The organism is Rhodococcoides kyotonense (assembly GCF_001645385.1).
Taxonomy (GTDB): domain Bacteria; phylum Actinomycetota; class Actinomycetes; order Mycobacteriales; family Mycobacteriaceae; genus Rhodococcoides; species Rhodococcoides kyotonensis_B.
Window position 1 is genome coordinate 90,128 of record NZ_LVHI01000004.1, and the last position, 23,649, is coordinate 113,776.

Annotated in this window: 25 protein-coding genes and 2 pseudogenes; 19 read left to right on the forward strand and 8 right to left on the reverse strand. The window is 64.9% G+C overall.

Annotation, left to right across the window (positions count from 1 at the left end; all coding sequences use genetic code 11):
- The first annotated feature begins 13 nt into the window (after window positions 1–13).
- Entirely contained in the window at window positions 14–940 is a 927-nt protein-coding gene (locus A3K89_RS03555) for a cation diffusion facilitator family transporter (RefSeq protein WP_068421897.1), read from the forward strand.
- Here A3K89_RS03555 and A3K89_RS03560 read toward each other — a convergent pair.
- Window positions 930–1,394 (reverse strand): pyridoxamine 5'-phosphate oxidase family protein, encoded by a 465-nt coding sequence (locus A3K89_RS03560; RefSeq protein ID WP_068422252.1) that lies wholly within the window; start codon window positions 1,392–1,394, stop codon window positions 930–932. The genes A3K89_RS03555 and A3K89_RS03560 overlap by 11 nt on opposite strands.
- Before the next feature lie 53 nt (window positions 1,395–1,447).
- On the opposite strand from A3K89_RS03560, the gene A3K89_RS03565 reads away from it, so the two are divergent.
- Window positions 1,448–2,392 (forward strand): helix-turn-helix transcriptional regulator, encoded by a 945-nt coding sequence (locus A3K89_RS03565; protein WP_068422255.1) that lies wholly within the window; start codon window positions 1,448–1,450, stop codon window positions 2,390–2,392.
- 2 nt (window positions 2,393–2,394) lie between these two features.
- On the opposite strand, the gene A3K89_RS03570 is transcribed toward A3K89_RS03565, so the two are convergent.
- Window positions 2,395–3,168, reverse strand: coding sequence for a site-2 protease family protein (locus tag A3K89_RS03570; protein WP_254303397.1), 774 nt, complete (start codon window positions 3,166–3,168; stop codon window positions 2,395–2,397).
- Window positions 3,165–3,827: a hypothetical protein gene (locus A3K89_RS03575; protein WP_174551355.1), complete on the reverse strand. Its 663-nt coding sequence runs from the start codon at window positions 3,825–3,827 to the stop codon at window positions 3,165–3,167. Before A3K89_RS03575 ends, A3K89_RS03570 begins: the two co-directional genes overlap by 4 nt.
- Window positions 3,828–4,060: 233 nt before the next feature.
- Here A3K89_RS03575 and A3K89_RS03580 point away from each other — a divergent pair, with 233 nt between their 5' ends.
- From A3K89_RS03580 to A3K89_RS03615, 8 genes are all read left to right on the forward strand, one after another.
- Window positions 4,061–5,353 (forward strand): adenylosuccinate synthase, encoded by a 1,293-nt coding sequence (locus A3K89_RS03580; RefSeq protein ID WP_068421905.1) that lies wholly within the window; start codon window positions 4,061–4,063, stop codon window positions 5,351–5,353.
- Window positions 5,354–5,761: 408 nt separating this feature from the next.
- Window positions 5,762–6,310, forward strand: a complete 549-nt coding sequence (locus A3K89_RS03585; RefSeq protein ID WP_068421908.1) for an alternate-type signal peptide domain-containing protein — start codon at window positions 5,762–5,764, stop codon at window positions 6,308–6,310.
- A 10-nt stretch (window positions 6,311–6,320) separates the two neighbouring features.
- Window positions 6,321–6,878 carry a hypothetical protein gene (locus A3K89_RS03590; protein WP_068421911.1) on the forward strand — a complete coding sequence of 186 codons (558 nt, stop codon included), beginning with the start codon at window positions 6,321–6,323 and terminating at the stop codon, window positions 6,876–6,878.
- Window positions 6,875–7,471, forward strand: a complete 597-nt coding sequence (locus tag A3K89_RS03595; RefSeq protein WP_068421913.1) for a signal peptidase I — start codon at window positions 6,875–6,877, stop codon at window positions 7,469–7,471. Before A3K89_RS03590 ends, A3K89_RS03595 begins: the two co-directional genes overlap by 4 nt.
- Window positions 7,468–7,971 (forward strand): hypothetical protein, encoded by a 504-nt coding sequence (locus tag A3K89_RS03600; protein WP_068421916.1) that lies wholly within the window; start codon window positions 7,468–7,470, stop codon window positions 7,969–7,971. The genes A3K89_RS03595 and A3K89_RS03600 overlap by 4 nt, the downstream gene beginning before the upstream one ends.
- The gene (locus tag A3K89_RS03605) at window positions 7,971–8,570 is read left to right on the forward strand and encodes a SipW-dependent-type signal peptide-containing protein (protein ID WP_068421919.1); all 600 of its coding nucleotides are present in this window, start codon (window positions 7,971–7,973) and stop codon (window positions 8,568–8,570) included. The genes A3K89_RS03600 and A3K89_RS03605 overlap by 1 nt, the downstream gene beginning before the upstream one ends.
- A complete protein-coding gene (locus A3K89_RS03610; RefSeq protein WP_068421922.1) occupies window positions 8,571–10,085 on the forward strand; it encodes a signal peptidase I in 1,515 nt (504 codons plus the stop codon). It begins immediately after the preceding gene.
- A gap of 95 nt (window positions 10,086–10,180) precedes the next feature.
- The gene (locus tag A3K89_RS03615) at window positions 10,181–10,618 is read left to right on the forward strand and encodes an LGFP repeat-containing protein (protein WP_084423555.1); all 438 of its coding nucleotides are present in this window, start codon (window positions 10,181–10,183) and stop codon (window positions 10,616–10,618) included.
- 127 nt (window positions 10,619–10,745) lie between these two features.
- Here the strand turns inward: A3K89_RS03615 and A3K89_RS03620 are convergent, their stop codons facing one another.
- Window positions 10,746–11,264: a methylated-DNA--[protein]-cysteine S-methyltransferase gene (locus tag A3K89_RS03620; RefSeq protein WP_068421925.1), complete on the reverse strand. Its 519-nt coding sequence runs from the start codon at window positions 11,262–11,264 to the stop codon at window positions 10,746–10,748.
- A gap of 62 nt (window positions 11,265–11,326) precedes the next feature.
- Here A3K89_RS03620 and yczR point away from each other — a divergent pair, with 62 nt between their 5' ends.
- A complete protein-coding gene (gene yczR / locus A3K89_RS03625; RefSeq protein WP_068421928.1) occupies window positions 11,327–12,805 on the forward strand; it encodes a MocR-like transcription factor YczR in 1,479 nt (492 codons plus the stop codon).
- A gap of 48 nt (window positions 12,806–12,853) precedes the next feature.
- Here the strand turns inward: yczR and A3K89_RS03630 are convergent, their stop codons facing one another.
- Window positions 12,854–13,942 (reverse strand): CaiB/BaiF CoA transferase family protein, encoded by a 1,089-nt coding sequence (locus tag A3K89_RS03630; RefSeq protein WP_068421930.1) that lies wholly within the window; start codon window positions 13,940–13,942, stop codon window positions 12,854–12,856.
- Between the two features lie 74 nt (window positions 13,943–14,016).
- On the opposite strand from A3K89_RS03630, the gene purT reads away from it, so the two are divergent.
- Both purT and A3K89_RS03640 read left to right on the forward strand, forming a co-directional pair.
- A complete protein-coding gene (gene purT / locus A3K89_RS03635) occupies window positions 14,017–15,231 on the forward strand; it encodes a formate-dependent phosphoribosylglycinamide formyltransferase (RefSeq protein WP_068421932.1) in 1,215 nt (404 codons plus the stop codon).
- Window positions 15,228–15,704 carry a DUF456 domain-containing protein gene (locus A3K89_RS03640; protein WP_068421933.1) on the forward strand — a complete coding sequence of 159 codons (477 nt, stop codon included), beginning with the start codon at window positions 15,228–15,230 and terminating at the stop codon, window positions 15,702–15,704. Before purT ends, A3K89_RS03640 begins: the two co-directional genes overlap by 4 nt.
- Before the next feature lie 6 nt (window positions 15,705–15,710).
- On the opposite strand, the gene A3K89_RS03645 is transcribed toward A3K89_RS03640, so the two are convergent.
- Window positions 15,711–16,445 carry an amidohydrolase family protein gene (locus A3K89_RS03645; protein WP_068421935.1) on the reverse strand — a complete coding sequence of 245 codons (735 nt, stop codon included), beginning with the start codon at window positions 16,443–16,445 and terminating at the stop codon, window positions 15,711–15,713.
- A gap of 66 nt (window positions 16,446–16,511) precedes the next feature.
- Here A3K89_RS03645 and A3K89_RS03650 point away from each other — a divergent pair, with 66 nt between their 5' ends.
- Window positions 16,512–17,381 (forward strand): SMP-30/gluconolactonase/LRE family protein, encoded by an 870-nt coding sequence (locus tag A3K89_RS03650; protein ID WP_371828783.1) that lies wholly within the window; start codon window positions 16,512–16,514, stop codon window positions 17,379–17,381.
- Window positions 17,382–17,411: 30 nt separating this feature from the next.
- A complete protein-coding gene (locus A3K89_RS03655; protein ID WP_068421940.1) occupies window positions 17,412–18,020 on the forward strand; it encodes an endonuclease in 609 nt (202 codons plus the stop codon).
- A gap of 58 nt (window positions 18,021–18,078) precedes the next feature.
- On the opposite strand, the pseudogene A3K89_RS26815 reads toward A3K89_RS03655, so the two are convergent.
- A pseudogene (locus A3K89_RS26815) lies at window positions 18,079–18,600 on the reverse strand (pyridine nucleotide-disulfide oxidoreductase); the annotation flags it as partial.
- 150 nt (window positions 18,601–18,750) lie between these two features.
- Window positions 18,751–19,740 (reverse strand): annotated as a pseudogene (locus A3K89_RS26820) (FAD-dependent oxidoreductase); the annotation flags it as partial.
- Window positions 19,741–20,084: 344 nt separating this feature from the next.
- Between A3K89_RS26820 and A3K89_RS03665 the strand changes: the two are divergent.
- Genes A3K89_RS03665 through A3K89_RS03680 form a run of 4 tightly spaced genes read left to right on the forward strand, consistent with a single transcriptional unit; the run spans window position 20,085 to window position 23,649 of the window.
- A complete protein-coding gene (locus A3K89_RS03665; protein ID WP_068421942.1) occupies window positions 20,085–20,951 on the forward strand; it encodes an ABC transporter permease in 867 nt (288 codons plus the stop codon).
- Window positions 20,948–21,976: a taurine ABC transporter substrate-binding protein gene (locus A3K89_RS03670; protein ID WP_068421944.1), complete on the forward strand. Its 1,029-nt coding sequence runs from the start codon at window positions 20,948–20,950 to the stop codon at window positions 21,974–21,976. The genes A3K89_RS03665 and A3K89_RS03670 overlap by 4 nt, the downstream gene beginning before the upstream one ends.
- Complete coding sequence (locus A3K89_RS03675) at window positions 21,960–22,772, forward strand: ABC transporter ATP-binding protein (RefSeq protein ID WP_157105210.1); 813 nt, start codon at window positions 21,960–21,962, stop codon at window positions 22,770–22,772. The genes A3K89_RS03670 and A3K89_RS03675 overlap by 17 nt, the downstream gene beginning before the upstream one ends.
- 13 nt (window positions 22,773–22,785) lie before the next feature.
- Window positions 22,786–23,649: a TauD/TfdA dioxygenase family protein gene (locus A3K89_RS03680; RefSeq protein WP_068421946.1), complete on the forward strand. Its 864-nt coding sequence runs from the start codon at window positions 22,786–22,788 to the stop codon at window positions 23,647–23,649.

A 23,649-nucleotide genomic window follows, 5' to 3' on the forward strand; every position in this document is an offset into this window, starting at 1 on the left:
ACCAAGGGGAGACATGGGCGCCGGACACGGGCACGGTCATGGCATCACGGGCGCAGGCGAGTCGGCGGCGCCGTCGACCAAGCGGATACGCAACATGGTGATCGCACTGGCGATCCTCGTGGCCTTTCTGATCCTCGAAGCCACCGTCGCGCTGGTCATCGACTCCCTCGGTCTGCTCGCCGACGCCGGACACATGCTGACCGACGTCCTCGGAATGTCGATGGGTCTCGTCGCGCTCCTACTCGCCAGGAAGGGCAGCGCCGTCGCGGCTCGCACGTTCGGGTGGCATCGCGCCGAGGTGCTGACGGCCGTCGCGAACGCAGTGCTGTTGCTCGGCGTCGCCGCGTTCATCATGTACGAGGCAATCGACCGGATCGGCGACGCGCCGGACATTCCCGGCCTCGCGATGATCCTCACCGCAGCGGCGGGTCTGGCGGCGAACCTCGTCGTCATGCTGCTCATTCGAGGCGATGCGAAAGACAGCATCGCAGTGCGCGGCGCCTACATGGAAGTGCTCGCCGACGCCGTCGGCAGTGTCGGAGTGCTCGTCGCCGGCTTCCTGCTGCTCGTGTTCGGGTGGACATGGGCGGACATCGTCGTCGGTGTTCTGATCTCGCTGTGGGTCATCCCGCGCGCGGTGAAACTCGCAGGCGCGGCGCTGCGCATCCTCACGCAGGCGAGCCCGGGACACGTCGACGTCGAAGCCGTCGAAGCGGATCTCGCAGCGCTGCCCGGAGTGGTCGGGGTGCACGACCTGCACGTCTGGACGCTCACCACGGGCATGGACGTCGCGACCGTACATCTCGAGTGCGACGGATCCGGTTCGGTGCTGCTCCAGCGCGCGAAGACCGTACTCGCGACGTACGGTCTCGACCACGCGACCGTTCAGGTCGAACCCACTGCGCACGGGTCGACGTGCAAGGACGAACTCACTTGGTGAACGTTTTCACCCCGAGCCCCGGTCGCCACAGGTCGATCTGCATGTGATCGTCGACGAGTGACGTCAGCACCACTTCGGTGATGTCCAGGTCGAACACGTTGTACGGAGTCAATTCCGGCGGTGCGGCGTCGAAGATCTTCTGAAGTTCGACCGGGTCCGTCAACTCGACGGCGGTGCCGGAAATCTTCGCGTCGCCCCCGTCCATCGAATGATGACCGGGGTTGCTGTGAATCGCATACCGCGAATCTCTGCGCAGATCTTGTACTTTCAGCGCGTTCAGCATGGAACCGAGTCGTAGGGTCTTCTCGCCGATCTCCACCTCGGTGCCGCTCACTCGTGGCGATCCGTCCTTACGAAGTGTCGCGAGGACGTGATGTTTGTGAGCGGTGAGGCGTGCGGCTACCGCGTTGGCCAGGTCGGGTGCATCGGTCTCGAATTGTCTCCAGGAAGCCATGACGAAATTGTGCAGCCTGGTCACTGACATCGTGTGTCAGTAATATTCGCGTGGTGCGTTCGTCCAGACTTCTGCAGCTCATGCTGACGCTGCAGCACGGCCGCGCGACGACCGCACAGGCTCTCGCCGACGAGGCAGGAGTGTCCGTGCGCACGATCTACCGCGACATCGCAGCACTCGGCGCGGCCGGAGTGCCGCTGTGGACGGAGTCCGGACCGGGCGGCGGCGTTCGACTTCTCGACGGTTGGCAGTCGAAATTGACCGGCATGACCGGCGTCGAGACGTCGGCGCCGATGTTGCTCGGGGTCCCGTCGATCGCGGCAGACCTCGGGCTTTCCGACGCCACCGCGGCGGCCGAGAACAAGCTCCTCGGCGCGTTGCCGATGCCTCTTCGGGCAGGCGCGCAGGTGTGGCGCGAGCGTCTGTATGTCGACGCTCCAGGCTGGTTCACCGAGCCGGCGGCCAACGAGCACCTGCCGACGATCAGCACGGCCGTACTCACCGGACGACCGATCGAGCTCGGTTACCGCGGATCGACCAGGCGGGTCGACCCGTTGGGCCTCGTGGCGAAGGCCGGAGTCTGGTACCTCGTCGCACGTCGCGAGTCGACGGTTCTGTCGTACCGAGTGGACCGCACCTCGAGCGTCGAACTTCAGGACGGCGAGGTCGAGCGTCCCGACGGCTTCCATCTTGCGACGTGGTGGGCCGAGTCCACGGCGAGATTCGACCGCGCGTTGCTGAGATTCGACTGCCGCGTCAGGCTGTCTCCTGCTGCGGTCCACATGCTGCGGGGTGTGATCGGGCGAGAGGCGACGCCTGATCCGATGCCTGCTCCCGGCGCCGACGGCTGGACGACGACGGATCTGCGGCTCGAGACGTTCGACGTCGCGCTGAGTCAGGTGACCGCTCTCGGCGTGGGTGTGGAAGTGCTCGCCCCTGCCCGGCTACGTCGGGCTCTGCGTGCGGTCGCGCTCGAAATGGCAGACCGGAACGCCTGACGTCACAGCCAGAACCGCATCAGATAGTTGCCGTACTGCGCGTAGATTTCCGGAACCCCCGAGAGCCCGAACAGCCAGTAGATCGCGCCGAAGAAGACCGCGTTGATCTGCGGGACGAGCAGGAACGCGACGAGGATCAGGATGCCGTAGGCCTTGAAATTCGCCAGAGCGCGTCGCGTCTCGTAGGACAGCGACGGTTCGAGTGCGGCATACCCGTCGAGACCGGGGACCGGCAGCAGGTTCAGCACGGTCGCCATGATCTGCAGGAACGCGAGGAAGCTCAGGCCCCACCAGAAAGCGAGGTGGTCGCCGTCCGTTCCGAACAGGCGGATGACGACCAGGAGAACGACGGCAACGATCGCATTGGTGGCGGGACCGGCCAGCGAAATGCGGCGCTGCGCTTTGGGCGCGAACATCCCCTGACGCAGGTACACCGCCCCGCCGGGAAGTCCGATTCCACCGATCGCGATGAACACCACGGGCAGCACGATCGACAGCAGCGGGTGGCTGTATTTGACGGGATTCAGCGTCAGATACCCGCGCAGCTCGACTTCACGGTCACCCGCGCGATACGCGGTGTACGCGTGGCCGAACTCGTGCAGGCAGACCGTCACGATCCAGCCGGCGAAAACGAGCACGAACACACCGACGCGCGCCGAGACGGCCGTCGGCGACGATGCGGTCCACGCGACGACACCACCCGCGACAGCGGCGACGACCACCGCGAGGAAGACCGGGCTCGGTCGGACCGAGCGTCGAATCGGCGAGATGCTCAACGGACCAGCAACCACTCCTGGTCGTGGCGGTAGAACGTCGACCGCTTGACTACGCGGTCGCCCGGGACGCCGTCGCGAACGAGCTGAGCTGCCATCGCGCCCAACTGCATCGCGCGTCCGGCCACCCAGCGATACCGGAAGAGTCGGCGTCGACCCGTCACACGTGCCTTCAGTCCCGGCATCTCCGGTGTGGGTACCACCTCGACTCCGGGTGCGGTACCGGAGAAGAGTTGCGTGTCGTCGACGTACGCCTCACCTTCGAGCCGCTCACCGGAACCGTGGACGACGGCCCGGCCCACGACGGCCTTGCCTGCGTCGTCGCGAATGAGCGGCGTGGGCGTCGCGGTTCCGGTCATCGCCACTTTGGCCGCGCGTGCGCCCGTCCCGAGGCGGTAGATGTGGCATGCCGCGGTGGCCGAGTCGGGAACGTAGGCGAGTTCGACGTGCAGACGCTCGGTCCGCATCAGCCTCGTCAACACGGCCGCCAGTGCCGCGTCGTCGCCGAGGACGATGACCCGAGCATCGACGACCGTCCCGATGGCCGAGAACAATGCATCGCACTCCTCGACGGTCGGGATCGGAGATGCGGAGGTGAGGGGCACGTCGGTCAGTGAAATGGGCACAGGCGGAGTGCCGCACTGGAAGACGAACGGCGTCACAGTGCTTGCCCTACCGACGGTGCCCGCCAGATCGGACGAGAACGTGCGCGCATGTTTCTCACTGTGCTCCTAGAGGCCGTTGTTCGACGTCCACCGTAGCGTCAAGTGGTGTCCGGGCCGGTGCGGAGCCGGAACGACACACGGACTCGGCTAGACTGACCCCCCGGCCTGCCCATGCGTCTGGCAGCAACCATCGCCCGAGACACAGCACGCGAAACACACCAGGAGAGCACATGCCGGCGATAGTCCTGATCGGCGCCCAGTGGGGCGACGAGGGCAAAGGCAAAGCGACAGATCTGTTCGGCGAGCGGCTGCAGTGGGTCGTCCGCTACCAGGGCGGCAACAACGCCGGCCACACGGTTGTTCTCCCCAACGGTGACAAGTTCGCGTTGCACCTGATTCCGTCCGGCATCCTGACTCCTGGCGTCAAGAACATCATCGGCAACGGCGTCGTCGTCGACCCGGGTGTGTTGCTCGACGAGCTCGCCGGCCTCGAATCGCGCGACGTCGACACCTCCGGCCTGCTGCTCAGCGCCGACGCGCACCTGATCATGCCGTACCACGTGGCCATCGACAAAGTGACCGAGCGCTTCCTCGGCGCGAAGAAGATCGGTACGACGGGACGCGGCATCGGCCCCTGCTACCAGGACAAACTCGCCCGTGTCGGGGTGCGTGCCGCGGACGTTCTCGACGAGAAGATCCTGACGCAGAAGGTCGAGGCGGCGCTGGAGTTCAAGAACCAGGTGCTGTCCAAGATCTACAACCGCAAGGCTCTCGATCCTCAGCAGGTCGTCGACGAGGTGCTCGAGCAGGCGGAGAGCTTCAAGCACCGCATCTCGGACACTCGCCTCGAACTCAACCTGGCACTCGAGCGTGGTGAGACGGTTCTGCTCGAAGGATCGCAGGGCACGTTGCTCGACGTCGATCACGGCACCTATCCCTACGTCACGTCGTCCAACCCGACGTCCGGTGGTGCCGCGGTCGGTTCCGGTATCGGCCCGAACAAGATCTCGACCGTCCTGGGCATCCTGAAGGCCTACACGACGCGCGTCGGGTCCGGCCCGTTCCCGACCGAACTGTTCGACAATCACGGCGAGTACCTCGCGAAACAGGGTGGAGAGGTCGGCGTGACGACCGGTCGCGCGCGACGCACCGGATGGTTCGACGCCGTCATCGCTCGTTACGCAACGCGTGTCAACGGCATCACCGACTACTTCTTGACGAAGCTCGACGTCCTGTCCAGCCTCGACACCATTCCGATCTGCGTGGCCTACGACGTCGACGGGGTTCGCCACGACGAGATGCCGATGACGCAGACCGGTTTCCATCACGCAAAGCCGATCTACGAAGAGATGCCCGGTTGGTGGGAGGACATCTCCGGTGCGCGCACGTTCGAAGACCTGCCCCAGAACGCGCAGAACTACGTGCTGCGTCTGGAAGAGCTTTCAGGTGCCCACATTTCGTGCATCGGTGTGGGTCCTGGCCGCGACCAAACCATCGTGCGTCGGGACATTCTCGGTTCCTGATCCGCCGCGCCCTTGGCCCCGCAGCATTCATGCTGCGGGGCCTTTCTCGTTCTGAACCGCGGATCGGCAGGTAACGAATTGGATAAACCTCGTGGTCGGTTTCAGCCGATCGGGTCGGGTAGGTGTGCGCCTGCGGGCGGAGCGTCGGGCATCGTGAGGTTTTCGCGTTACTGCATTCGAACGAACGGTCAGCTTTACACACCGTCGCAGCATGTAACGTCCGGTTGGTAAAAAGCAGTCAAAAATACCTTTTACCTTTTTCCTTTGCGTCGCTAACAGACCCCTCGGTACCTGCGAAACAATGGACGACGCACCAGGTGCGCGGGCCGGCATCGGCCACCCGACCCGAAGAAGCTGGGTCTCCTCATCGGCCTGAGAAAGCTCGGGCCCACACGAAGAGAGAATCGTATGAACAAGGCAACAAAAGGCGCCGTAGCAGCGGGTGTTTCGGCCGTACTGCTGCTCGGTGGTCTCGGGTCCTTCGCTCTGTGGCAGGACACCGAAACCGTCGGTGGCGGCGAAATCAACTCGGGTGAGCTGAATTTCGAGCCGAGCGGGGCGCCGGGCGTCTGGACGGACATCTCCGTCACGCCGAACGTCGTCATCGGTGCCGATCCGTCGGGATACCTCATCGTGCCGGGCGATGTTCTCACGTACGACACGACGTACACGGTCAATTCGGCCGGTGAGAACATCGCGGCGACGATCACCGCGGACTTCACGGGCATCGGTGGTGGAAACGAACTCGCCGCCAGGTTGAACCCGCAGGTTTCCGTCGACGGCGGTCCTGCACTGGCCAGCGGGTCGGCTGTACCGCTCCCGTTGACATCTCCCACCCAGACGATCGAGGTAACGGTCACCATCACCTTCGACGAGACGACTCCGGATCTGATCGCTCAGAATCAGTCGGTGAACCTGAACGATTTCACCCTGACGCTCGATCAGGTACGTCCCTGATCGCTGACCTGTGATCAAGCACGGCCGATACTGGGCCCTCGCAGCCGCGTCCGTCGTCGTGGTGGTGGTCCTCGGATCAGCACAGACGACGGGCGCGTTGTGGCGTGACGATGCCGCGGTAAGTGGGGGCACCATCAACTCCGGCACCTTGGACATCAAGGTCGGACCCACGGGAGCCGAGGTGAACGACTACGTGCTTGCTGCGTTGGGCTCGACGAACCTCGGACCCAACGGGTTCTCTCAGGCGCCGCTGTCCGTGAAGAACGCGGGCACGGTCCCGTTCGGCTATCGCTTGCAGACGACAACGGTGACGGGGACGGTTCCATTGACGCTGACCGCGAGTATCGTTGCCGCGACCGCGAACTGCCCGTCGACGGTCGACCCGACCGGGGCGACGCAGTTGTACACCGGCAATGCAGCCGGCGCGCAGGCTCCGCTTGCACCGGGGTCCAGGGTGCTTGCACCCGGAGCCGGTGAGGTCTGGTGCTTTCGTCTCGCGGTCGGGGTCGATCCGCCGAAGAACCAGTCGTCGACCGTGAAGTTCTCGTTCCGGGCGGACCAGACATGAGTACCGAAGACACCGACGTCATCCCCGTGGTTCGGGCTGAGAAGCCAGTCGACGATCGCACGGGTGTGTGGTGGTGGGTCAGTCGCGTCGTCTCGTATACCTTGCTTGCCGCAATGCTTTTCGTGCTTGCTGTGACGGTCGTCGTTCCGCGCGTGTCGGGTTCGACGCCGTACACGATCCTGACGTCTTCCATGAAGCCCACCTACCCACCCGGAACTCTCGTCGTCGTCAAGCCCGCCGATCGCTCGGAGCTGACCGTAGGCACCCCGATCACGTACCAGATCGAGTCGGGCAAGCCCGATGTGGTGACGCACCGAATCGTCGCGACGCAACAGTCCGGCGGCGGCGTCACGACGTACGTCACACGCGGCGACAACAATGGATCCGACGACGAGAACCCAGTGCAGATCGGTCAGGTTCGCGGCAAGGTCTGGTATTCGGTGCCGTACATGGGTTACGTCAACAACTGGCTGAACGGCGAACAGCGCCGAATCACGGTGACAGTCATAGTGATCGGCCTCGCCGGGTACGCGTTGTTCATGTTCGTCGGAGCTGGACTGGATCACCGGAAGAAGCGGAGGGCGGCGTCGTGAACAAGGACGTTGCCGTGCCCTGCGCAATTGTGGTCACGGCATTGGCGATCGTGGTCTTGCTCGGGACCGGCTCGGCTCGGCCGGTGCAAGCGGTCGGGTACAGCTACGACGGCGTGACGTGGGAGCATGTACTTCCTACTCCTCTGTTGGACAAGCAGATTCGATGGGTTCCCGGTGATCGGCGCGACGTGGCCTTCCATGTCTTCAACGACACGGACAACGATGGACGTATTCAGGTGCAGGTTCGGACCGACAACCGAAAATTCGGCGAATCCTTGACGGTGTCGATCGACGGAACGCCGTACTCGTCGGGGTGTGGAGCTGTGTTGGTGGGCGCGCACGAGAAGCGTCGTATCGGGGCCACGGTCGATATGGCTGTGAATGCAGGAAATGCAACGCAGAATGCGCAGTCGGTCGTGGAATTGATGGTGCGCTGGGACAACGAGGACGACGTCGAGTGCGCGACGGCCTCGGGTGAACGGGAAGGTGCGTACTCGTGATGGCGCGTCATACGGAGAAGCGCAGTGTGGTGTCCCGGGTGGGGGCGGCAGTAATCAGCGCCCGTGCCCGAGCCATTATGTCGATCGGCATCGTTCTCGGCCTGGGTGCGGTGGGAACCCTTGCGGCGTGGTCGGATACGTCGACGGCGACGTCGGGTACGTTCACGACAGGAACGATCGACATCACGATCGGTGACACGGCGCCGGGTGCGGACAACGTCACGCTGACGTCGCTATCGAGCACGGGCATCGCTCCGGGCAATACGGTGTCTGCTCCGTTGACGGTCCGCAACAACAATTCCGTGCCGTTCACGTACACGATCTCGGTCGTCGCGAGCAATGCGACGCTGGGTGCCTTGCTGAACACCTCGGTGTACGCCGGATCAGCCTGTACGGGAACGGCATTGAGCACGGTGTCGGGTCTGTCTCCGTCGAAGTTCTTTCAACAGACATCCCCAGCGGGTAATTTGAGCAGGCCTCTCGCGCGGAACGACACCGATCCGCTGTGTATCAGCGTGACGATGCCGTCGACTGCTACAGCGCCGGCAACGCCTGCGTCCGGAACATTGACCTACTCGCTCGTGGCGACGTCGTCGTAGATGAGTACCGACGCAGTGCGAGTCGATGCGCACGACCGAAGGCCGCGACGATGGTTACGCGAGACCGCGCTCACCATCGGAGCTCTGACAGGCCTGCTGTGCGTTCTGGTGGCGTTGTCCGCGTTCGTGTTCGGTGTGACCCCTCTGGTGTTCAGGTCTGGGTCGATGTCACCGGCCATCGAGACGGGCGCGCTGGCATTGAGCAAGAAGACGCCTGCCGTCGACGTGCGTGTGGGCGACATCGTGAACGTCACCGATGCCGCGGGAAACGGCATCACTCACCGCGTCGTCGAGATCGGGGCGGTCGGAAGCGACAGCGTCGAACTGTTCCTGAAGGGTGATGCGAACGCGGATCCCGATGCCGAACCGTATGTCGTCTCGGAAGCAGGCAGGGTCCTGTTCAGCGTGCCGAAGCTGGGCTACGTAGTGACCTGGTTGAGTGGGCCTGTTGCAGTGTTCGCGGGTGGGGTGTTCGTCGGGGTTCTGCTGATGATCGCGTTCAGGCCGCGGGACGGGGAACGGACGCCGACCGACGACGAACCGGAAACCTTCGGTCGTCACAGCAAGATGCCGATGTCGGTGTTCGCGGTGCTGGCCACGATCGGTGCGGTCGGCTTGTCGTCCTCCAACCCTCCAGTTGCATTGGCCGCACCTCTGACCGACACCTCGACCGTGCCGAGCGGGGCCATCCAGACCGTCATTCCAGTACCGAGCGGATTCAGGTGTGACAACGTACTGCTCGCCGGAGCACAGCTCAGCTGGACGAACAATCCGGCGCTGGGGTACGAACTGAGCTTCACCCCCGTGGTAGAAGGCGTCACCAACCCCGTCGTATTGCCTCCCGCGACGGGCGCGACCCGAACGTACAACTCGGTTCAGCTCGCGTCGCTGTTGATGGTCGGCACCAGGACATTCACGCTGCGAGCGACCTTCAACGGCGTTCGCTCTGCAGCGACGGGTACCAGGGCAATCAGCTACACGACCGCTTTGATCACGTCGTGTCAGCCCGCAGGCCCTGCCGGAGCTGCCGCCCGCCTGGCACCGCAAGCCGCCCAATCGACGACGACGACCCCGTCGCCTTCGTCCACAACGCAAGACCCCACTACGACGACGCCTACGCCTGCGCCGACAACCCCGCCTACGACGACGCCCCCGCCCACGACGACAACGCCACCCGTCACGACGACAACCACGACCACCCCGCCACCGGTCCCCGCGGACCTGATTGCACCCCAGACCTCCCCGTCGGGCTCGGCGGTGGCGAAGGTGGTGAGCGTCGACGGTTCGCCGACGCTGCAGATCACCGACTCGTCCGGCGAGGTTCAGTACAGCGGACCGATCACGTCGTCCGCGGAATACGGCTACGGGGTGGCCTGGGCGTCGGGCGACCAGTTGTGGCTCCTCGGACCGAGCCAGTTGGTCCGGCTCGACGGCGGGGCGTCGGGGTGGACGAGGACCATCGTGGAACCGACCTCACCGGACATACCCGCGGAAATTGCTTCGCGACTGAATTGATCTTGAAGTCCACCAGACAATCTGGGTAATTCGCGGGCTTTGTTGCAGAATTGGGCGGACAATGGTCGCCAGGCGATGCTAGGGAGGGGCGGGCGATGTCGAATTCTTACAACGGTCTGGACGTGTTCGAGTTTCAATTCGATCGATTCGGTTACGAGCACTCGTGGATCGGTGAACCGACCGGCGAATTCATGCTCGGACCGAACGGTGGCGGAATGATGGAGTTCGCCAAGGCTACGGTCTTCGCTCTTCCCGACGGCGGTGCGCACGAGGTCCACGGCGAGATTCTCGACTGGTACATGGCACACGGGGGACCGTACGGGCCTCTCGGCTACCCCATCAGCAACGAGAAGCCGACTCCGACGGGCTATGGCAGATACAGCTTGTTCGAGCGTGGATCGATCGGGTGGTTGCCGGAAACCGGTGCGTTCGCGATCGGTACGCCCGAGGACGATTCGTTGAATTCCAAATCCGGGACGGACGAAACGGAGTCGATTGCTCTTTCGGCTTCCGCCGTGTCGATTTCGGCTTGAAATACCGCACGTGCGTAAAGAGAGCTTCGGAAAAGAATCGCGGTTTGTTATCGGTCGAATATCCGACCGCAGATAATCGAAACCGAAGTGCAAGTGCGGTCCGACGCCGATCCGTCTGCAACGAATCTCAGAACAGCGTCGGTTCACCGAAACCTGCGACGCGCTCGATCGCCAAGATCTTCTCTTTCGTCGACGGTCCACCCGGCGCGGAAAAGCCGCCGACCTCGCGTCCGCCGCCGAGGACACGGTGGCACGGGACGATGATCGGCACCGGGTTGCGGCCCAGTGCTCGGCCGACGGCCTGAGCGGCCCGAGGCCGGCCCAGCCGCGCAGCCACTGCACCGTAGGTGAGCGTCGCGCCCCGGGGGATGCCACTGGTCACGTCGTACACGGCACGATCGAATTCGGACACACCCAGCACGACGGGTATCGCGGCGAAGTCCGCGGGCGACCCGTCGAGCAGGAGGACGATCTGAGTGGCGGCCCGTTCGGCCGTGCCGTCGAGCTCGCCTACGGACCCACCGAACGGCCGCAGGTAGTCGACCAGTCGCTCGTCGGGTTCGGGGAGCGCGACGGCGGTGATCCCGTGGTCGGACCAGGCGAGGCCGCAGCGGCCAAGGGCGGTATCGAACAACGCGAACGGCACCAGTCCACTGTATCGGAAATTGGACTTGATTCACGAGGCCGGTCGAGCGAATACTGGCAGGCATGGCCACCCGGGTACTCAACGCAACGTCATTGGCGCGCGATCTAGGTCGATGGCGCACGGACACGGACGGGGCGCCCGGACGGCGACGCACCTCGCGTCCCACCTACCGTGCCCTCGCCGACGGCATTCGACTGCTTGTGCACGACGGCCGTATCCCACTCGGAGTCGGCCTTCCGAGTGAGCGGGATCTGTCGGCGGCACTCGACCTCAGTCGCACGACCATCACGTCGTCGTACGCGGTCCTGCGTGAAGAGGGCTATCTCGTCAGCAAGCAGGGCGCGCGCAGCACGGTCACGCTGCCTGACATGGCGCGGCCGAACGGACTTCTGCTGCAGACCAGGGAAGTGGCCGGGCCGGTCGTGGACATGAGTCATGCAGCGATGTCGGCGCCGACGGAGGCGATGACCGACGCGTACGCCTCTGCGCTGCAAGCGCTTCCGACGTACCTGTCGACGCACGGCATGGAGCCGATCGGGCTCGCGGTTCTGCGCGAATCGATCGCGCGTCGGTTCGTCGAACGAGGATTGCCGACGACGGCGGACCAGATCATGGTGACTTCCGGTGCGCAGCAAGCAGTTCGGCTGTTGCTCGGAACGCTGACCGCTCCCGGTGACCGCGTGCTGATCGATCATCCGACGTATCCCAATGCGGTGGAGGCGGTGCGACGCGTCGGCGCCCGGGCGGTCCCGGTGCCGATCGGACCCGACGGTGACGGCTGGGACCTCGATGGAGTACGCAGCGCCGCACGGCAAACCGCGTCGAAAGTCGCGTACATGATTCCCGACTTCCACAATCCGACAGGTCGGGTCATGAGTTCGGAGAGTCGCGCGGAACTCGCCCGGATCGCGCGTGAGGTGTCGATGACGCTCATCGTCGACGAGACGATGGTCGACCTGTGGCTCGACGCACCGCCGCCGCCTCCGGTCGCGTCGTTCGGCCGGGTGTCCGGCACGGACATCGTGACGATCGGGTCGGCGTCGAAGTCGTACTGGGGTGGACTGCGGATCGGATGGATCCGGGCGCACCCGTCGTTGATCAGCCGTCTTGCCGGCTCACGTGCCGCGCACGACCTCGGCACGTCCATCATGGATCAACTCGCCGCCGGGATTCTGCTCGACGACGCGGACAGCATCCTCGAGGTACGACGCGACCAGTTGCGTGAGCGTCGGGAAGCGCTGGAAATTGCTCTGGCCGAACATCTTCCGGACTGGCGCTACCGTCGGTCCACCGGTGGGATGTCGCTGTGGCTCGAACTGCCGACGCCGGTGTCCAGTGCACTGGCGGCGACGGCGCCGTCGTTCGGTGCGGTGCTGGCCGCGGGCCCGCGTTTCGGTGTCGAGGGCGCGTTCGAGCGGTTCATCCGCTTGCCGTACACCCGCGAACCGGTGGAGCTGGCGGCCGCGGTGAGCGCGACCGCCGGCGCCTACCGTGCGCTCGCCCCGAACACGGACGCGCGCGAACCGGCTCTCGTCTTCTGACGTGCGCGCGAATGTATAGCCCGCTGTACATTCGCGCGCACGTGTGCGTCAGCGCCAGACGCTGTCCGCATCCGTTGCCACCGATGGCGGCGGCGTCGGAATCCCATTGGGAGTGCGGGAGAATCGCGGTGCAGGCCGGTGCTGGGTGACGCCGTCGACCTCGATGAGCGTTTCCCGTGCCTTAAGGTGCGGCTGCTCGGACGCCTCGCCGAAGGTCAGGATCGGGGAGACGCACGCGTCCGTGCCGTCGAAGATCGCCGCCCACTCGTCGCGAGTCTTGGACTTGAACGTGGCGGTGAAGATTTCACGCATCTCGGGCCAGCGTGCACGGTCGCCCTGGCCGGGTGTCGTGGCCGGATCGAGTTGGAGAATTCGTAGCAGTTCGGCGAAGAACTGTGGCTCGAGCGCGCCGACGGCCATGTGCTTGCCGTCGGCGGTCTCGTAGGTGTCGTAGTAGGGCCAGCCGGTGTCGAGCATGTTGACGCCGCGCTCGTCGGACCAGGCGCCCACGCCTCGCATGCCCCAGATCATGTGCGAGAGTGCGGCAGTGCCGTCGACCATCGCGGCGTCGACGACCTGGCCTTCGCCGGACGTCTGACGTTCGAACAGTGCAGCGAGAATGCCGAAGACGAGGAACATCGATCCGCCGCCGAAGTCGCCGACCATGTTCAGCGGCGGCACGGGGCGTTCACCCTGACGGCCGATGGCGTGCAGGACGCCGGTGACGGAGATGTAGTTGATGTCGTGGCCGGCGGACGACGCCCACGGGCCGTCCTGGCCCCATCCGGTCATACGTCCGTAGACCAGGCGCGGATTACGTTCCAGAGCGACGTCCGGGCCGAGGCCCAACCGTTCCGTCACCCCGGGGCGGAAACCTTCGATGAGCACGTCCGCGCGTTCGATGAGCCCGAGAACCTTCTCGATGTCGGCGGGGTCCTTGAGGTTCGCCTCGACGAGAGTGCGACTACGCAACTGCTGGTCGTGCTCGGCGATCTGTCCGCCGCGCTGCACGCGCACGACGTCGGCGCCCAGGTCTGCGAGCAGAAGCGCAGCGTGGGGGCCAGGGCCGATGCCGGCGAGTTCGACGACACGAAGCCCCGTCAGGGGGCCGTTCTTGGATGAATCCTTGTTCGACACGCATCCTCGTTCCAGAGCAGGGGAGCAGGGTGAATCGAGGTTAACTTATGATTGGACGTCAAAGCGATAGCGGCATGGATAATGAGCGGGTGAGCGAACGCGACGTGCCTGCCCGTATCGGAACCCCCCTTACCCCCGGCGCTACCCGGGTGATGCTGCTGGGATCGGGTGAACTCGGCAAGGAAGTGATCATCGCGTTCCAGCGCTTGGGCGTCGAGGTGATTGCCGTCGACCGCTACGACAACGCGCCGGGCCACCAGGTCGCGCATCACGCGTTCACGATCGACATGAGCGACGGAGAAGAGCTCGAGAAGCTGATCGACGCGCAACAGCCCGATTTCGTCGTGCCGGAGATCGAGGCGATCGCTACCGACGCCCTCGCCGAGGTCGAGCGACGCGGCCGCAGCACCGTCATTCCGACGGCTCGTGCGACGCAGTTGACGATGAACCGTGAGGGCATCCGCCGTCTGGCGGCCGAGGAATTGAACTTGCCGACGTCGCCGTATGCGTTCGCGGATTCGCTCGCCGAGGTCGAGAGCGCACTCGCGACGATCGGGTTCCCAGCCGTCGTCAAGCCGGTCATGTCGTCGTCGGGCAAGGGGCAGTCCGTCGTCCGCGGCCCCGAGGACGTCGAAAAGGCGTGGGACTACGCGTTGGCAGGGGGCCGCGTCGACCTCGGTCGGGTGATCGTCGAAGGATTCGTCGATTTCGATTACGAGATAACGCTTCTCACGGTTCGTTCGGCGTCGGGAACCGACTTCTGTGAGCCGATCGGGCACCTGCAGGAGTCGGGAGACTACGTCGAGTCGTGGCAGCCGCAGCCGATGAGCGACGCCGCCATCTCCGCAGCGCGCGAGGTCGCGGAAAAGATCACGACGGCCCTCGGCGGCCGCGGCCTGTTCGGTGTCGAACTGTTCGTCAAGGGTGACGACGTCTTCTTCTCCGAGGTCAGCCCTCGCCCGCACGACACCGGCCTGGTCACACTCCGTACGCAACGGTTCTCCGAATTCGAGCTGCACGCTCGGGCGATTCTCGGCCTGCCCGTCGATGTTTCGCTGATTTCTCCGGGTGCGTCCGCGGTGATCTACGGAGGTGTCGACGCGGAAGGCATCGCCTTCGAGGGCGTCGCCGACGCGTTGGCCGTGCCCGAGACCGATCTTCGGCTGTTCGGCAAGCCCGAGAGCTTCGTGCGTCGACGCATGGGCGTCGCGGTGTCGACTGCAGGTGACGTCGACACCGCCCGTTCCCGCGCCACCGAGGCCGCGGGCAAGGTTCGACCTGTCAGGTGAGCGCCCTCGGTGAAGTTGTCGTCGGTCTGGCGATTGTCGTCGGGCTGGCCGGGATCGTCGTGCCGATCCTTCCGGGGACGATATTGATCTTCGCCGCGATCGCGGTGTGGGCGTTCGTGACCGGTGGTTCGGTGGCGTGGACGACGTTCGCGGTCGCGACGCTGTTGCTCGTGGCGAGTGGTGTCGTGAAATACACGTGGCCGGGTCGCCGGATGCGCGACGCCGGTATCCCGACGCGGTCTCTTATCGTCGGCGGGCTGGTCGGTATCGTCGGGTTCTTCGTCATCCCGGTCGTCGGTCTGTTCGTCGGCTTCGTCGCGGGAACCTACGTCGCGGAACTGATCCGAATTCGCAGCGGCGCTTGGCAATCCACCGTTCACGCCACGAAGGCGGCAGGCCTGTCGATTCTCGTCGAACTGTTCGGCGCGCTCGTCGCGAGCGGAGTGTGGCTCGCGGCAGTGCTGTTCACCTGACCGGAACTACTTGACCCGGTACCAGGCTCGCGCATTGCCGCCGAGGACGGCGGGCAGGTCGCCGCCGACGGCTTCGGCGACGAGGTCGAGGTCCGATTCGCGGAACCGCCGGGGAGCGCGGGCGCCCGGGAGGTCGGTTCCGAACATCAATGCCGCTGGGTTCACCCGGTGGATCTGCTTCATCGTGTCGACGACGTCCATGTCGACGCGGCCGAATCCCGATGCCTTGACGCGCACGCCGCGGTCGACGAGATCGAGAAGGTACGGCAGACCCTGTCTCGACATGCCGAGGTGGTCGACGCTGACGGCGGGCAGTTTCGACAGGATCGGTTCGAGCGACATCAGCATCGACGCTTCGACGTACAACTCGGCGTGCCAGCCGACGAGATCGTGAGCCCGTCGGGCCTGCGACGTCAGCGTCTGGACGTCGGTGGCGCCGCGCTTGAGGTTGAGGCGAAGGGCTCGCACGCCAGCCTTGTCGAGGTCGAGGATGTCCTCGTCGGTGGCGTCGGGAGGAAGACTCGCGACGCCGACCCAGCCGTATCCGAGCGTCTCGAGAGACGAGACGAGGAAGCTCTGATCGGTGCCGTGGAACGACGCACTGATGACGGCACCTCCGGTGATGCCGAGCCCGTCGGTGTCGCGTTCGTAGTCGGTGATCGTGTACGGCTCTGCCCGTGCGCCCTGATTCTCGAACAGCGGAAACTGCGGATCGAGGATGTAACGGTGGGCGTCGAACACACCAATAGCATGCCAGCTCGGTAATTCCGACTTCCCGGGGCCTGCAGCGGTGTTTGAATGCGAGTCATGAAACCCGACTTCTCCGTAGTTCTCGAGGGCTACACCTACTTCGAGTGTCCACGCTGGCACGACGGCCGCATCTGGGTCTCCGACTTCTACAGCGGCCGCGTGCTTTCGGCGAATGCGGACGGTTCCGACGCGACCGTCGAAGCCGAGGTTCCGCAGCAGCCGTCGGGACTCGGGTGGCTTCCCGACGGCCGTCTACTGGTCGTGTCCATGAAGGACCACACCATTCTCCGACGGGAGGACGACGGGTCTCTCGTCGTGCATGCCGATCTGTCGTCGTACGTGGATGCGAACCTCAACGACATGCTGGTCGACGACCGCGGCCGTGCCTACGTCGGCAATTTCGGGTTCGACCTGATGAATCTGGCCCAGCCGTCGACCGCCGATTTGATCCGCGTCGATCCGGACGGGTCGGCACACGTCGTCGCGAAGGATCTGTATTTCCCGAACGGGATGGCACTGACGCCCGACGGCGAACTGCTGGTCGACGAGACCGTCGGCAACCGGGTGAGTGTGTTCTCGGTCCACCCGGACGGTTCGCTCGGGGAGCGTCGGGACTGGGCGAAGTTCGCCGAACTTCCCGACATGACGGACATGACGACGGCGCTCGGCCAGCTGGTCGTCGCCGCGGACGGATGTGCCATCGACACCGACGGATCGTTGTGGGCCGCTGATGCGCTCGGTCAGCGGATCGTGCACATCGAACCAGGGAAGGGCATCGTCGACCAGCTCGAATTCGACACCGGCGTCTTCGCGTGCGGGTTCGGCGGCGACGATGGACGCACGCTGTTCGTCTGTGCGGCACCCGATTTCAACGAGCATCAGCGCAAGGTCGAGACGGAAGGGAAACTCCTCGCGGTGCGCGTGTAGAGCGTCGGGGGCCGCGGGTAGTCGTCTCGTATGACTTCCCATCGAGACACCGTCGACCAGCTCATGGCCGACAGCACCACCTACGCCGAGGAAGCGGACATCACGCTGCACGACAAGCCGTCACCGCTGTTCGAGCTGCTCGTGTTGTCGCTGCTGCTCAGTACCCGCATCTCGGCGAGCATCGCGGTGGCGGCGGCGCGTGAGCTGTGGGCATCGGGATACCGAACACCGAAGAAGATGGCCGACGCCGGCTGGCAGGATCTCGTCGACGCGTTGGGCCGCGGGCACTACAAGCGGTACGACGAAAGCACGGCGACGCGATTGCAGAAGCTCGGCGCGCGCGTCGGCGACGAGTACGGCGGTGACCTCAGGGGTCTGGCCGAGAAGGCCGACGGCGACGTCGGAACCGCGAAGAAACTGATCCAGGAATTCGAGGGCATCGGCCCGACCGGGTCGGACATCTTCCTGCGCGAGGTACAGGACGTGTGGCCGTGGGTCGGGCCGTATTTCGACGAGAAGACTCTCGACGAGGCGAAGAAGCTCGGCCTCCCGACGGATCGGGACGAACTGGCAGGCCTCGTACCGAAAGGAGAAGCCGCGGCTTTCGCCGCGGCTTTGATCCGGGAGGCGCTTCGCTAGCGCTCAGCGCATGTGCACGAAAATACGTAGCGGGCTATGTATTTTCGTGCACGTGCGGTCACGCCTTGTCGGGTTCGGAGGCTTTCAGCATGTCGTGACGCTCGACGACTTTGACGCGTTCGCGGCCTTCGGGTTCGCCGAGGGAGCGTTCGTGGGCGTCGAGGCGGTACCAGCCGTCCCAGGTGGTGAAGGGGACCTGCTTGCTTTCGAGGAAGTCGATGACGGCCTGCTCGGTGGGCTCGGTGGCGCCGTCGAAGTTCGGTGCGTCTTCGAGTAGGCAGGCGACGGTTTCGTTGGCGTCGCCTTTGGTGTGGCCGATGAGGCCGACGGGTCCGCGTTTGATCCAGCCGGTGACGTAGGTGGCGGGCACGTGTGCGCCGTTGTCCTGGACGCGACCGGCTTCGTTGGGGATGGTGCCGGCTTGTTCGTCGAAGGGCAGGGCCTTGATGTTCTGGGAGAGGTAGCCGACGGCACGGTAGACCGCTTGGACGTCCCATTGGTTGTATTTTCCGGTGCCGCGGACGTTGCCGGTGCCGTCGAGTTCGGTGCGTTCGGTGCGCAGGCCGACGACTTTGCCGTTGTCGCCGAGGATTTCGGTGGGGGATTCGAAGAAGTGCAGGAACAGTTTGTGGGGGCGGTCGCCGACGTCGCGGATGGCCCAGTCCTGCAGGGTGTTGGCGACCATGTCGACCTGTTTGGAGCCGCGGCGTAGGCCGACGACTTTGCCGTTGTCGCCGAGGATTTCGGTGGGGGATTCGAAGAAGTGCAGGAACAGTTTGTGGGGGCGGTCGCCGACGTCGCGGATGGCCCAGTCCTGCAGGGTGTTGGCGACCATGTCGACCTGTTTGGAGCCGCGGCGTGCGGCTTCSGAGCCTTCGTCGTAGTCGATGTCTTCGGGGGCGACGATGACTTCGATGTTGGGGGAGTGGTCGAGTTCGCGTAGTTCGAGCGGGGTGAATTTGGCTTGTGCGGGGCCGCGGCGGCCGAAGACGTGGACTTCGACGGCTTTGTTGGCTTTGAGGCCTTCGTAGACGTTGGCGGGGATTTCGGTGGGGAGGAGTTCGTCGCCGGTTTTGGCGAGGACGCGGGCGACGTCGAGGGCGACGTTGCCGACGCCGAGGACGGCGACTTTTTCGGCGTCGAGGGGCCAGGTGCGGGGGACGTCGGGGTGGCCGTCGTACCAGGAGACGAAGTCGGCGGCGCCGTAGCTGCCGTCGAGGTCGATGCCGGGGATGTTCAGGGCGCGGTCGGCGTTGGCGCCGGTGGAGAAGATGACGGCGTCGTAGAAGCGGCGTAGGTCGGCGAGGGTGATGTCGGTGCCGTAGTCGATGTTGCCGAGGAGGCGGACCTGTGGTTTGTCGAGGACTTTGTGCAGGGCGGTGATGATGCCTTTGATGCGTGGGTGGTCGGGTGCGACGCCGTAGCGGATCAGGCCGAAGGGCGCGGGCATGCGTTCGAACAGGTCGATACTGACATCGGTGTCGGACTTCATGAGNACCTGTGGTTTGTCGAGGACTTTGTGCAGGGCGGTGATGATGCCTTTGATGCGTGGGTGGTCGGGTGCGACGCCGTAGCGGATCAGGCCGAAGGGCGCGGGCATGCGTTCGAACAGGTCGATACTGACATCGGTGTCGGACTTCATGAGAGCGTCGGCGGCATAGATGCCGGCTGGTCCAGCGCCGACGATGGCGACGCGGAGTGGACGAGTCTGATCAGTCATGTGCAGCGAACTACCTTCGTCGACGAAACGTACGGACAGCCCAGCATAAATTAAGCATTACCTGATCTGGGCTGCTGGTCCTGGTTCCAGGCTACGTCGCGCGATCCGCAGTCTCCACAACCTCGGGGGTTGAGGTATTCCCCTTATTCGGGTAGGAATTGCATCGTGCATACGACATTCCTGGTCCGGCGACTCGCCGTCGACTTCTGCCGTACCTGCACCAACGCGTGCTGTCGGTGACCGAACCCCACGCGCTCTTGGCCTGACTCAGGCCCGTCTCTGCATCTGTACAGCTCCGCCGCGCCGTGCGCCGGGCTGCATTCCTTGCCCCCGAAAGTGACGCCATGTCCACTTCCGTCGAGGTCGTCCCCGACGATCCCGTCCGATCCTCGCTCCCGCCGTCCCGCGCCAAGACGCGTGCGGGACGCGGCTACCTCACCACCATCGGCCTCCCGCTCGTCTCACTCGTCGTATTCATCGGCGTGTGGCAGATTGCCGCGTCGAGCGGCGTGTGGAACGAGACGTTCGTCCCGTACCCGAGCACCGTCTGGAAAGCGTTCGTCGATTTTTCGACGACGCACGACGGCGTTCGGGGCTATCAGGGATATCTCCTGTGGGAACACCTGTACATGACGTTGCGACGCGTGTTCGCCGGCGTCCTGATCGGTATCGCGCTCGGTGTCGCCCTGGGTCTGGCCATGGGCACCGTCAAGTGGGTGCGCGCAGTTCTCGAGCCCTGGCTGACGTTTCTGCGCGCGTTGCCGCCCCTGGCCTACTTCTTCCTTCTCGTCATCTGGCTGGGTATCGATGAGGCGCCGAAGGTCACGTTGCTCGCGTTGGCAGCGTTGCCTCCGGCGGCGGTGGCGACGACGGCAGCAGTGCTCGCTGCCCCCGTCGGCCTCGTCGAGGCGGCGCGCGCTCTCGGTGCCAGTAGAAAAGACGTGATTCGCGACGTCGTAATCCCGTCTGCGCTTCCCGAAACATTCACCGGCATAAGGCTTTCCGTCGGTATCGCATACTCCTCGGTCGTTGCGGCCGAACTGTTCAACGGTCTTCCCGGCATCGGCGGCGCAGTCAAGGATGCCAGCAATTACAACAACACCCCGGTCGTGCTCGTCGGCATCTTCGCCATCGGCATCTCGGGGCTGATCATCGACGGCTTGTTGCGAGCGCTGGAGCGCCGCGTAGTTCCCTGGAGGGGAAAGATATGAGAATCACCAAGGCTGTCATCGCTCTGGCCGTGGGAGCGCTCGCGCTCTCGGGTTGCGCCGTCGACAACTCGAGTTCGGACGACAGCAAGCCCACCATTCGGATTGCGTACCAATCGTTTCCGAGTGGCGACCTCGTCGTGAAGAACAGCGGCTGGCTCGAAGAGGCGTTGCCGGACTACAACATCAAGTGGACCAAATTCGACTCCGGCGCCGACATCAACACCGCGTTCATCGCGGGCGAGCTCGACTTCGGTGCGATCGGCTCCAGCCCGGTGGCGCGCGGATTGTCTGCGCCACTGAACATTCCGTATCAGGTCGCGTTCGTTCTCGACGTCGCAGGCGACAACGAAGCTCTCGTCGCACGTAACGAGACGGGCATCACCAATGTCGCCGACCTGCGCGGTAAACGCATCGGCACCGCATTCGCGTCGACCGCGCACTACAGCCTCCTCGCCGCGCTCGAGCAGGCCGGGCTCAGCGCGTCGGATGTGAACCTGGTGGACCTGCAGCCGCAAGCGTCGCTGGCCGCATGGGAACGAGGCGACGTCGACGCCGTCTACACGTGGCTGCCGACGCTCGATGAGCTGCGCAAGACGGGGACGACGCTCATCGCCAGTCGAGAACTGGCTACGGCGGGCAAGCCGACGCTGGACCTCGGCGTCGTGTCGACTGCGTTTGCCGAACAGCATCCCGACGCCGTCGACACGTGGCGCAAGACCGAGGCCCGCGCGTTGAACACGATCGCCGACGATCCCGACGCGGCGGCCAAGGCCATCGCCGCCGAGATCGGCATCACCCAGGACGAGGCGGCCAACCAACTGAGCCAGGGTGTGTTCCTCACGCCCGAGGAACTGACGTCCTCGGAGTGGCTCGGCACCGACGGGGCTGTCGGAAATATTGCGGTCAACCTGCAGAGTGCGTCCGAATTCCTGGCGTCGCAGAACCAGATTCCCGAGGCGGCGCCGCTCCAGACCTTCCAGGACGCGATCTACACGAAGGGACTGCCCGGTGTCCTTCAAGATTGACAGAGCCTTCGAGACCGAACTCGAAACCGCGGGCTCGATTCGTATCGACAACGTTTCGCACACCTACGGCAGCGGCAGCCACGCGGTCACCGCCCTCGGGCCCGTCGACCTGACGGTGCCGCCGGGCGAGTTTCTCGTTCTCGTCGGCGCGTCGGGATGCGGCAAGAGCACACTGCTCAGGTTGATCGCAGGCTTCGAATCGGCGACGGCCGGAAGCGTTCTCGTCTCCGGGACCGATCCGACCCCCGGCTTGACGTCGGGCGTCGTGTTCCAGCAGCCGCGTCTGTTCCCGTGGAAGAGCGTGGGAGGCAACGTCGAACTGGCGTTGAAGTACGCGGGTGTGAGCAAGAGCCAGCGCGTTGTCCGACGGGACGAGCTGTTGGCTCGCGTCGGGCTCGACGGCACTGCTGATCGCAAGATCTGGGAAATCTCGGGTGGTCAGCAGCAGCGCGTCGCGATCGCGCGGGCGCTGGCTGCCGAAACGTCGCTGTTGTTGCTCGACGAGCCGTTCGCCGCGCTCGACGCCCTGACACGCGAGCGGCTGCAGGAGGATCTGCGCCAGGTCAGCGCCGAATCGGGACGCACGTCGGTGTTCGTCACGCACAGTGCTGACGAGGCGGCGTTCCTCGGATCGAGGATCGTCGTACTCACTCAGCGTCCGGGCCGCGTGGCCCTCGATATTCCCGTCGACCTGCCTCGCAGCGGGGTCGACGCGGACGAGCTCCGAGGCTCGCCCGAATTCGCAGCATTGCGTGCCGAAGTCGGCCATGCCGTGAAAGCCGCTGCAGCAGCGTAGAAATGGAGGAAAGATGACCACTCTCGAAACCCCGGTAGTACTGACCGTCGACAAGTTCGGCCCGAGTTTCGGTGCCGAGGTGATCGGTCTCGACGTGGCGTCTGCGTCCGATGCCGAAATACTCGCGATCCGCACTGCCCTCGTCGAGCACAAGGTTCTCGTGCTGCGCGGACAGTCGCTCGACGATGCAGGGCAGATCGAATTCGGTCGACGCCTCGGCGAGTTGACGGCCGGGCATCCGGTGCATCACAGCGGTGACGTCGCCGCCGAGGTCTACGCGCTCGATTCGCAGGACAACGGGTTCGCCGACGTGTGGCACACCGACGTGACGTTCATGCAGCGTCCGCCGATGGGGTCGATTCTCCGGCCCGTCGTACTCCCTCCGCACGGCGGCGACACGAACTGGGCCGACAGTCAGCTCGCGTACGAGTCGCTGGCCGCGCCGGTGCGGCAGATGATCGATCAACTCACCGCGGTGCACGACGGCAACCGCGAGTTCGGCTACTACCTCGCACAGAAGCGTGGCGGTAAAGGCAACGTGTGGGACGGCGCCGAGGTGACGTCGCTGGTACCCGTCGAACATCCGGTCGTTCGGGTGCACCCGGAGACGGGACGCAAGGGCATCTTCGTCAACCCGGGATTCACGTCGCACATCGTCGGAGTGTCCGAAGCCGAGAGCCGCGGCATCCTCGACTTCCTGTACGCGCATCTGACGAAACCCGAGCACGTGGTGCGTCACCGCTGGCGCCTCGGCGACCTGGTGCTGTGGGACAACCGCAGCACGTCGCACTACGCGAACCGTGACTACGGCACCGAGCACCGCAAGATGCATCGCATCACGCTGCGCGGCGACATACCTGTCGGACCCCAGCAGTAG

Coding starts and splice junctions, on each gene's coding strand:
- A3K89_RS03595 (WP_068421913.1), top strand. CDS start 6,875: ATGAGTACCGAAGACACCGACGTCATCCCCGTGGTTCGGGCTGAGAAG.
- purT (WP_068421932.1), top strand. CDS start 14,017: ATGGATAATGAGCGGGTGAGCGAACGCGACGTGCCTGCCCGTATCGGA.
- A3K89_RS03615 (WP_084423555.1), top strand. CDS start 10,181: ATGTCGAATTCTTACAACGGTCTGGACGTGTTCGAGTTTCAATTCGAT.
- A3K89_RS03555 (WP_068421897.1), top strand. CDS start 14: ATGGGCGCCGGACACGGGCACGGTCATGGCATCACGGGCGCAGGCGAG.
- A3K89_RS03585 (WP_068421908.1), top strand. CDS start 5,762: ATGAACAAGGCAACAAAAGGCGCCGTAGCAGCGGGTGTTTCGGCCGTA.
- A3K89_RS03670 (WP_068421944.1), top strand. CDS start 20,948: ATGAGAATCACCAAGGCTGTCATCGCTCTGGCCGTGGGAGCGCTCGCG.
- A3K89_RS03560 (WP_068422252.1), bottom strand. CDS start 1,394: ATGGCTTCCTGGAGACAATTCGAGACCGATGCACCCGACCTGGCCAAC.
- A3K89_RS03655 (WP_068421940.1), top strand. CDS start 17,412: ATGACTTCCCATCGAGACACCGTCGACCAGCTCATGGCCGACAGCACC.
- A3K89_RS03605 (WP_068421919.1), top strand. CDS start 7,971: ATGGCGCGTCATACGGAGAAGCGCAGTGTGGTGTCCCGGGTGGGGGCG.
- A3K89_RS03650 (WP_371828783.1), top strand. CDS start 16,512: ATGAAACCCGACTTCTCCGTAGTTCTCGAGGGCTACACCTACTTCGAG.
- A3K89_RS03680 (WP_068421946.1), top strand. CDS start 22,786: ATGACCACTCTCGAAACCCCGGTAGTACTGACCGTCGACAAGTTCGGC.
- A3K89_RS03665 (WP_068421942.1), top strand. CDS start 20,085: ATGTCCACTTCCGTCGAGGTCGTCCCCGACGATCCCGTCCGATCCTCG.
- A3K89_RS03580 (WP_068421905.1), top strand. CDS start 4,061: ATGCCGGCGATAGTCCTGATCGGCGCCCAGTGGGGCGACGAGGGCAAA.
- yczR (WP_068421928.1), top strand. CDS start 11,327: ATGGCCACCCGGGTACTCAACGCAACGTCATTGGCGCGCGATCTAGGT.
- A3K89_RS03610 (WP_068421922.1), top strand. CDS start 8,571: ATGAGTACCGACGCAGTGCGAGTCGATGCGCACGACCGAAGGCCGCGA.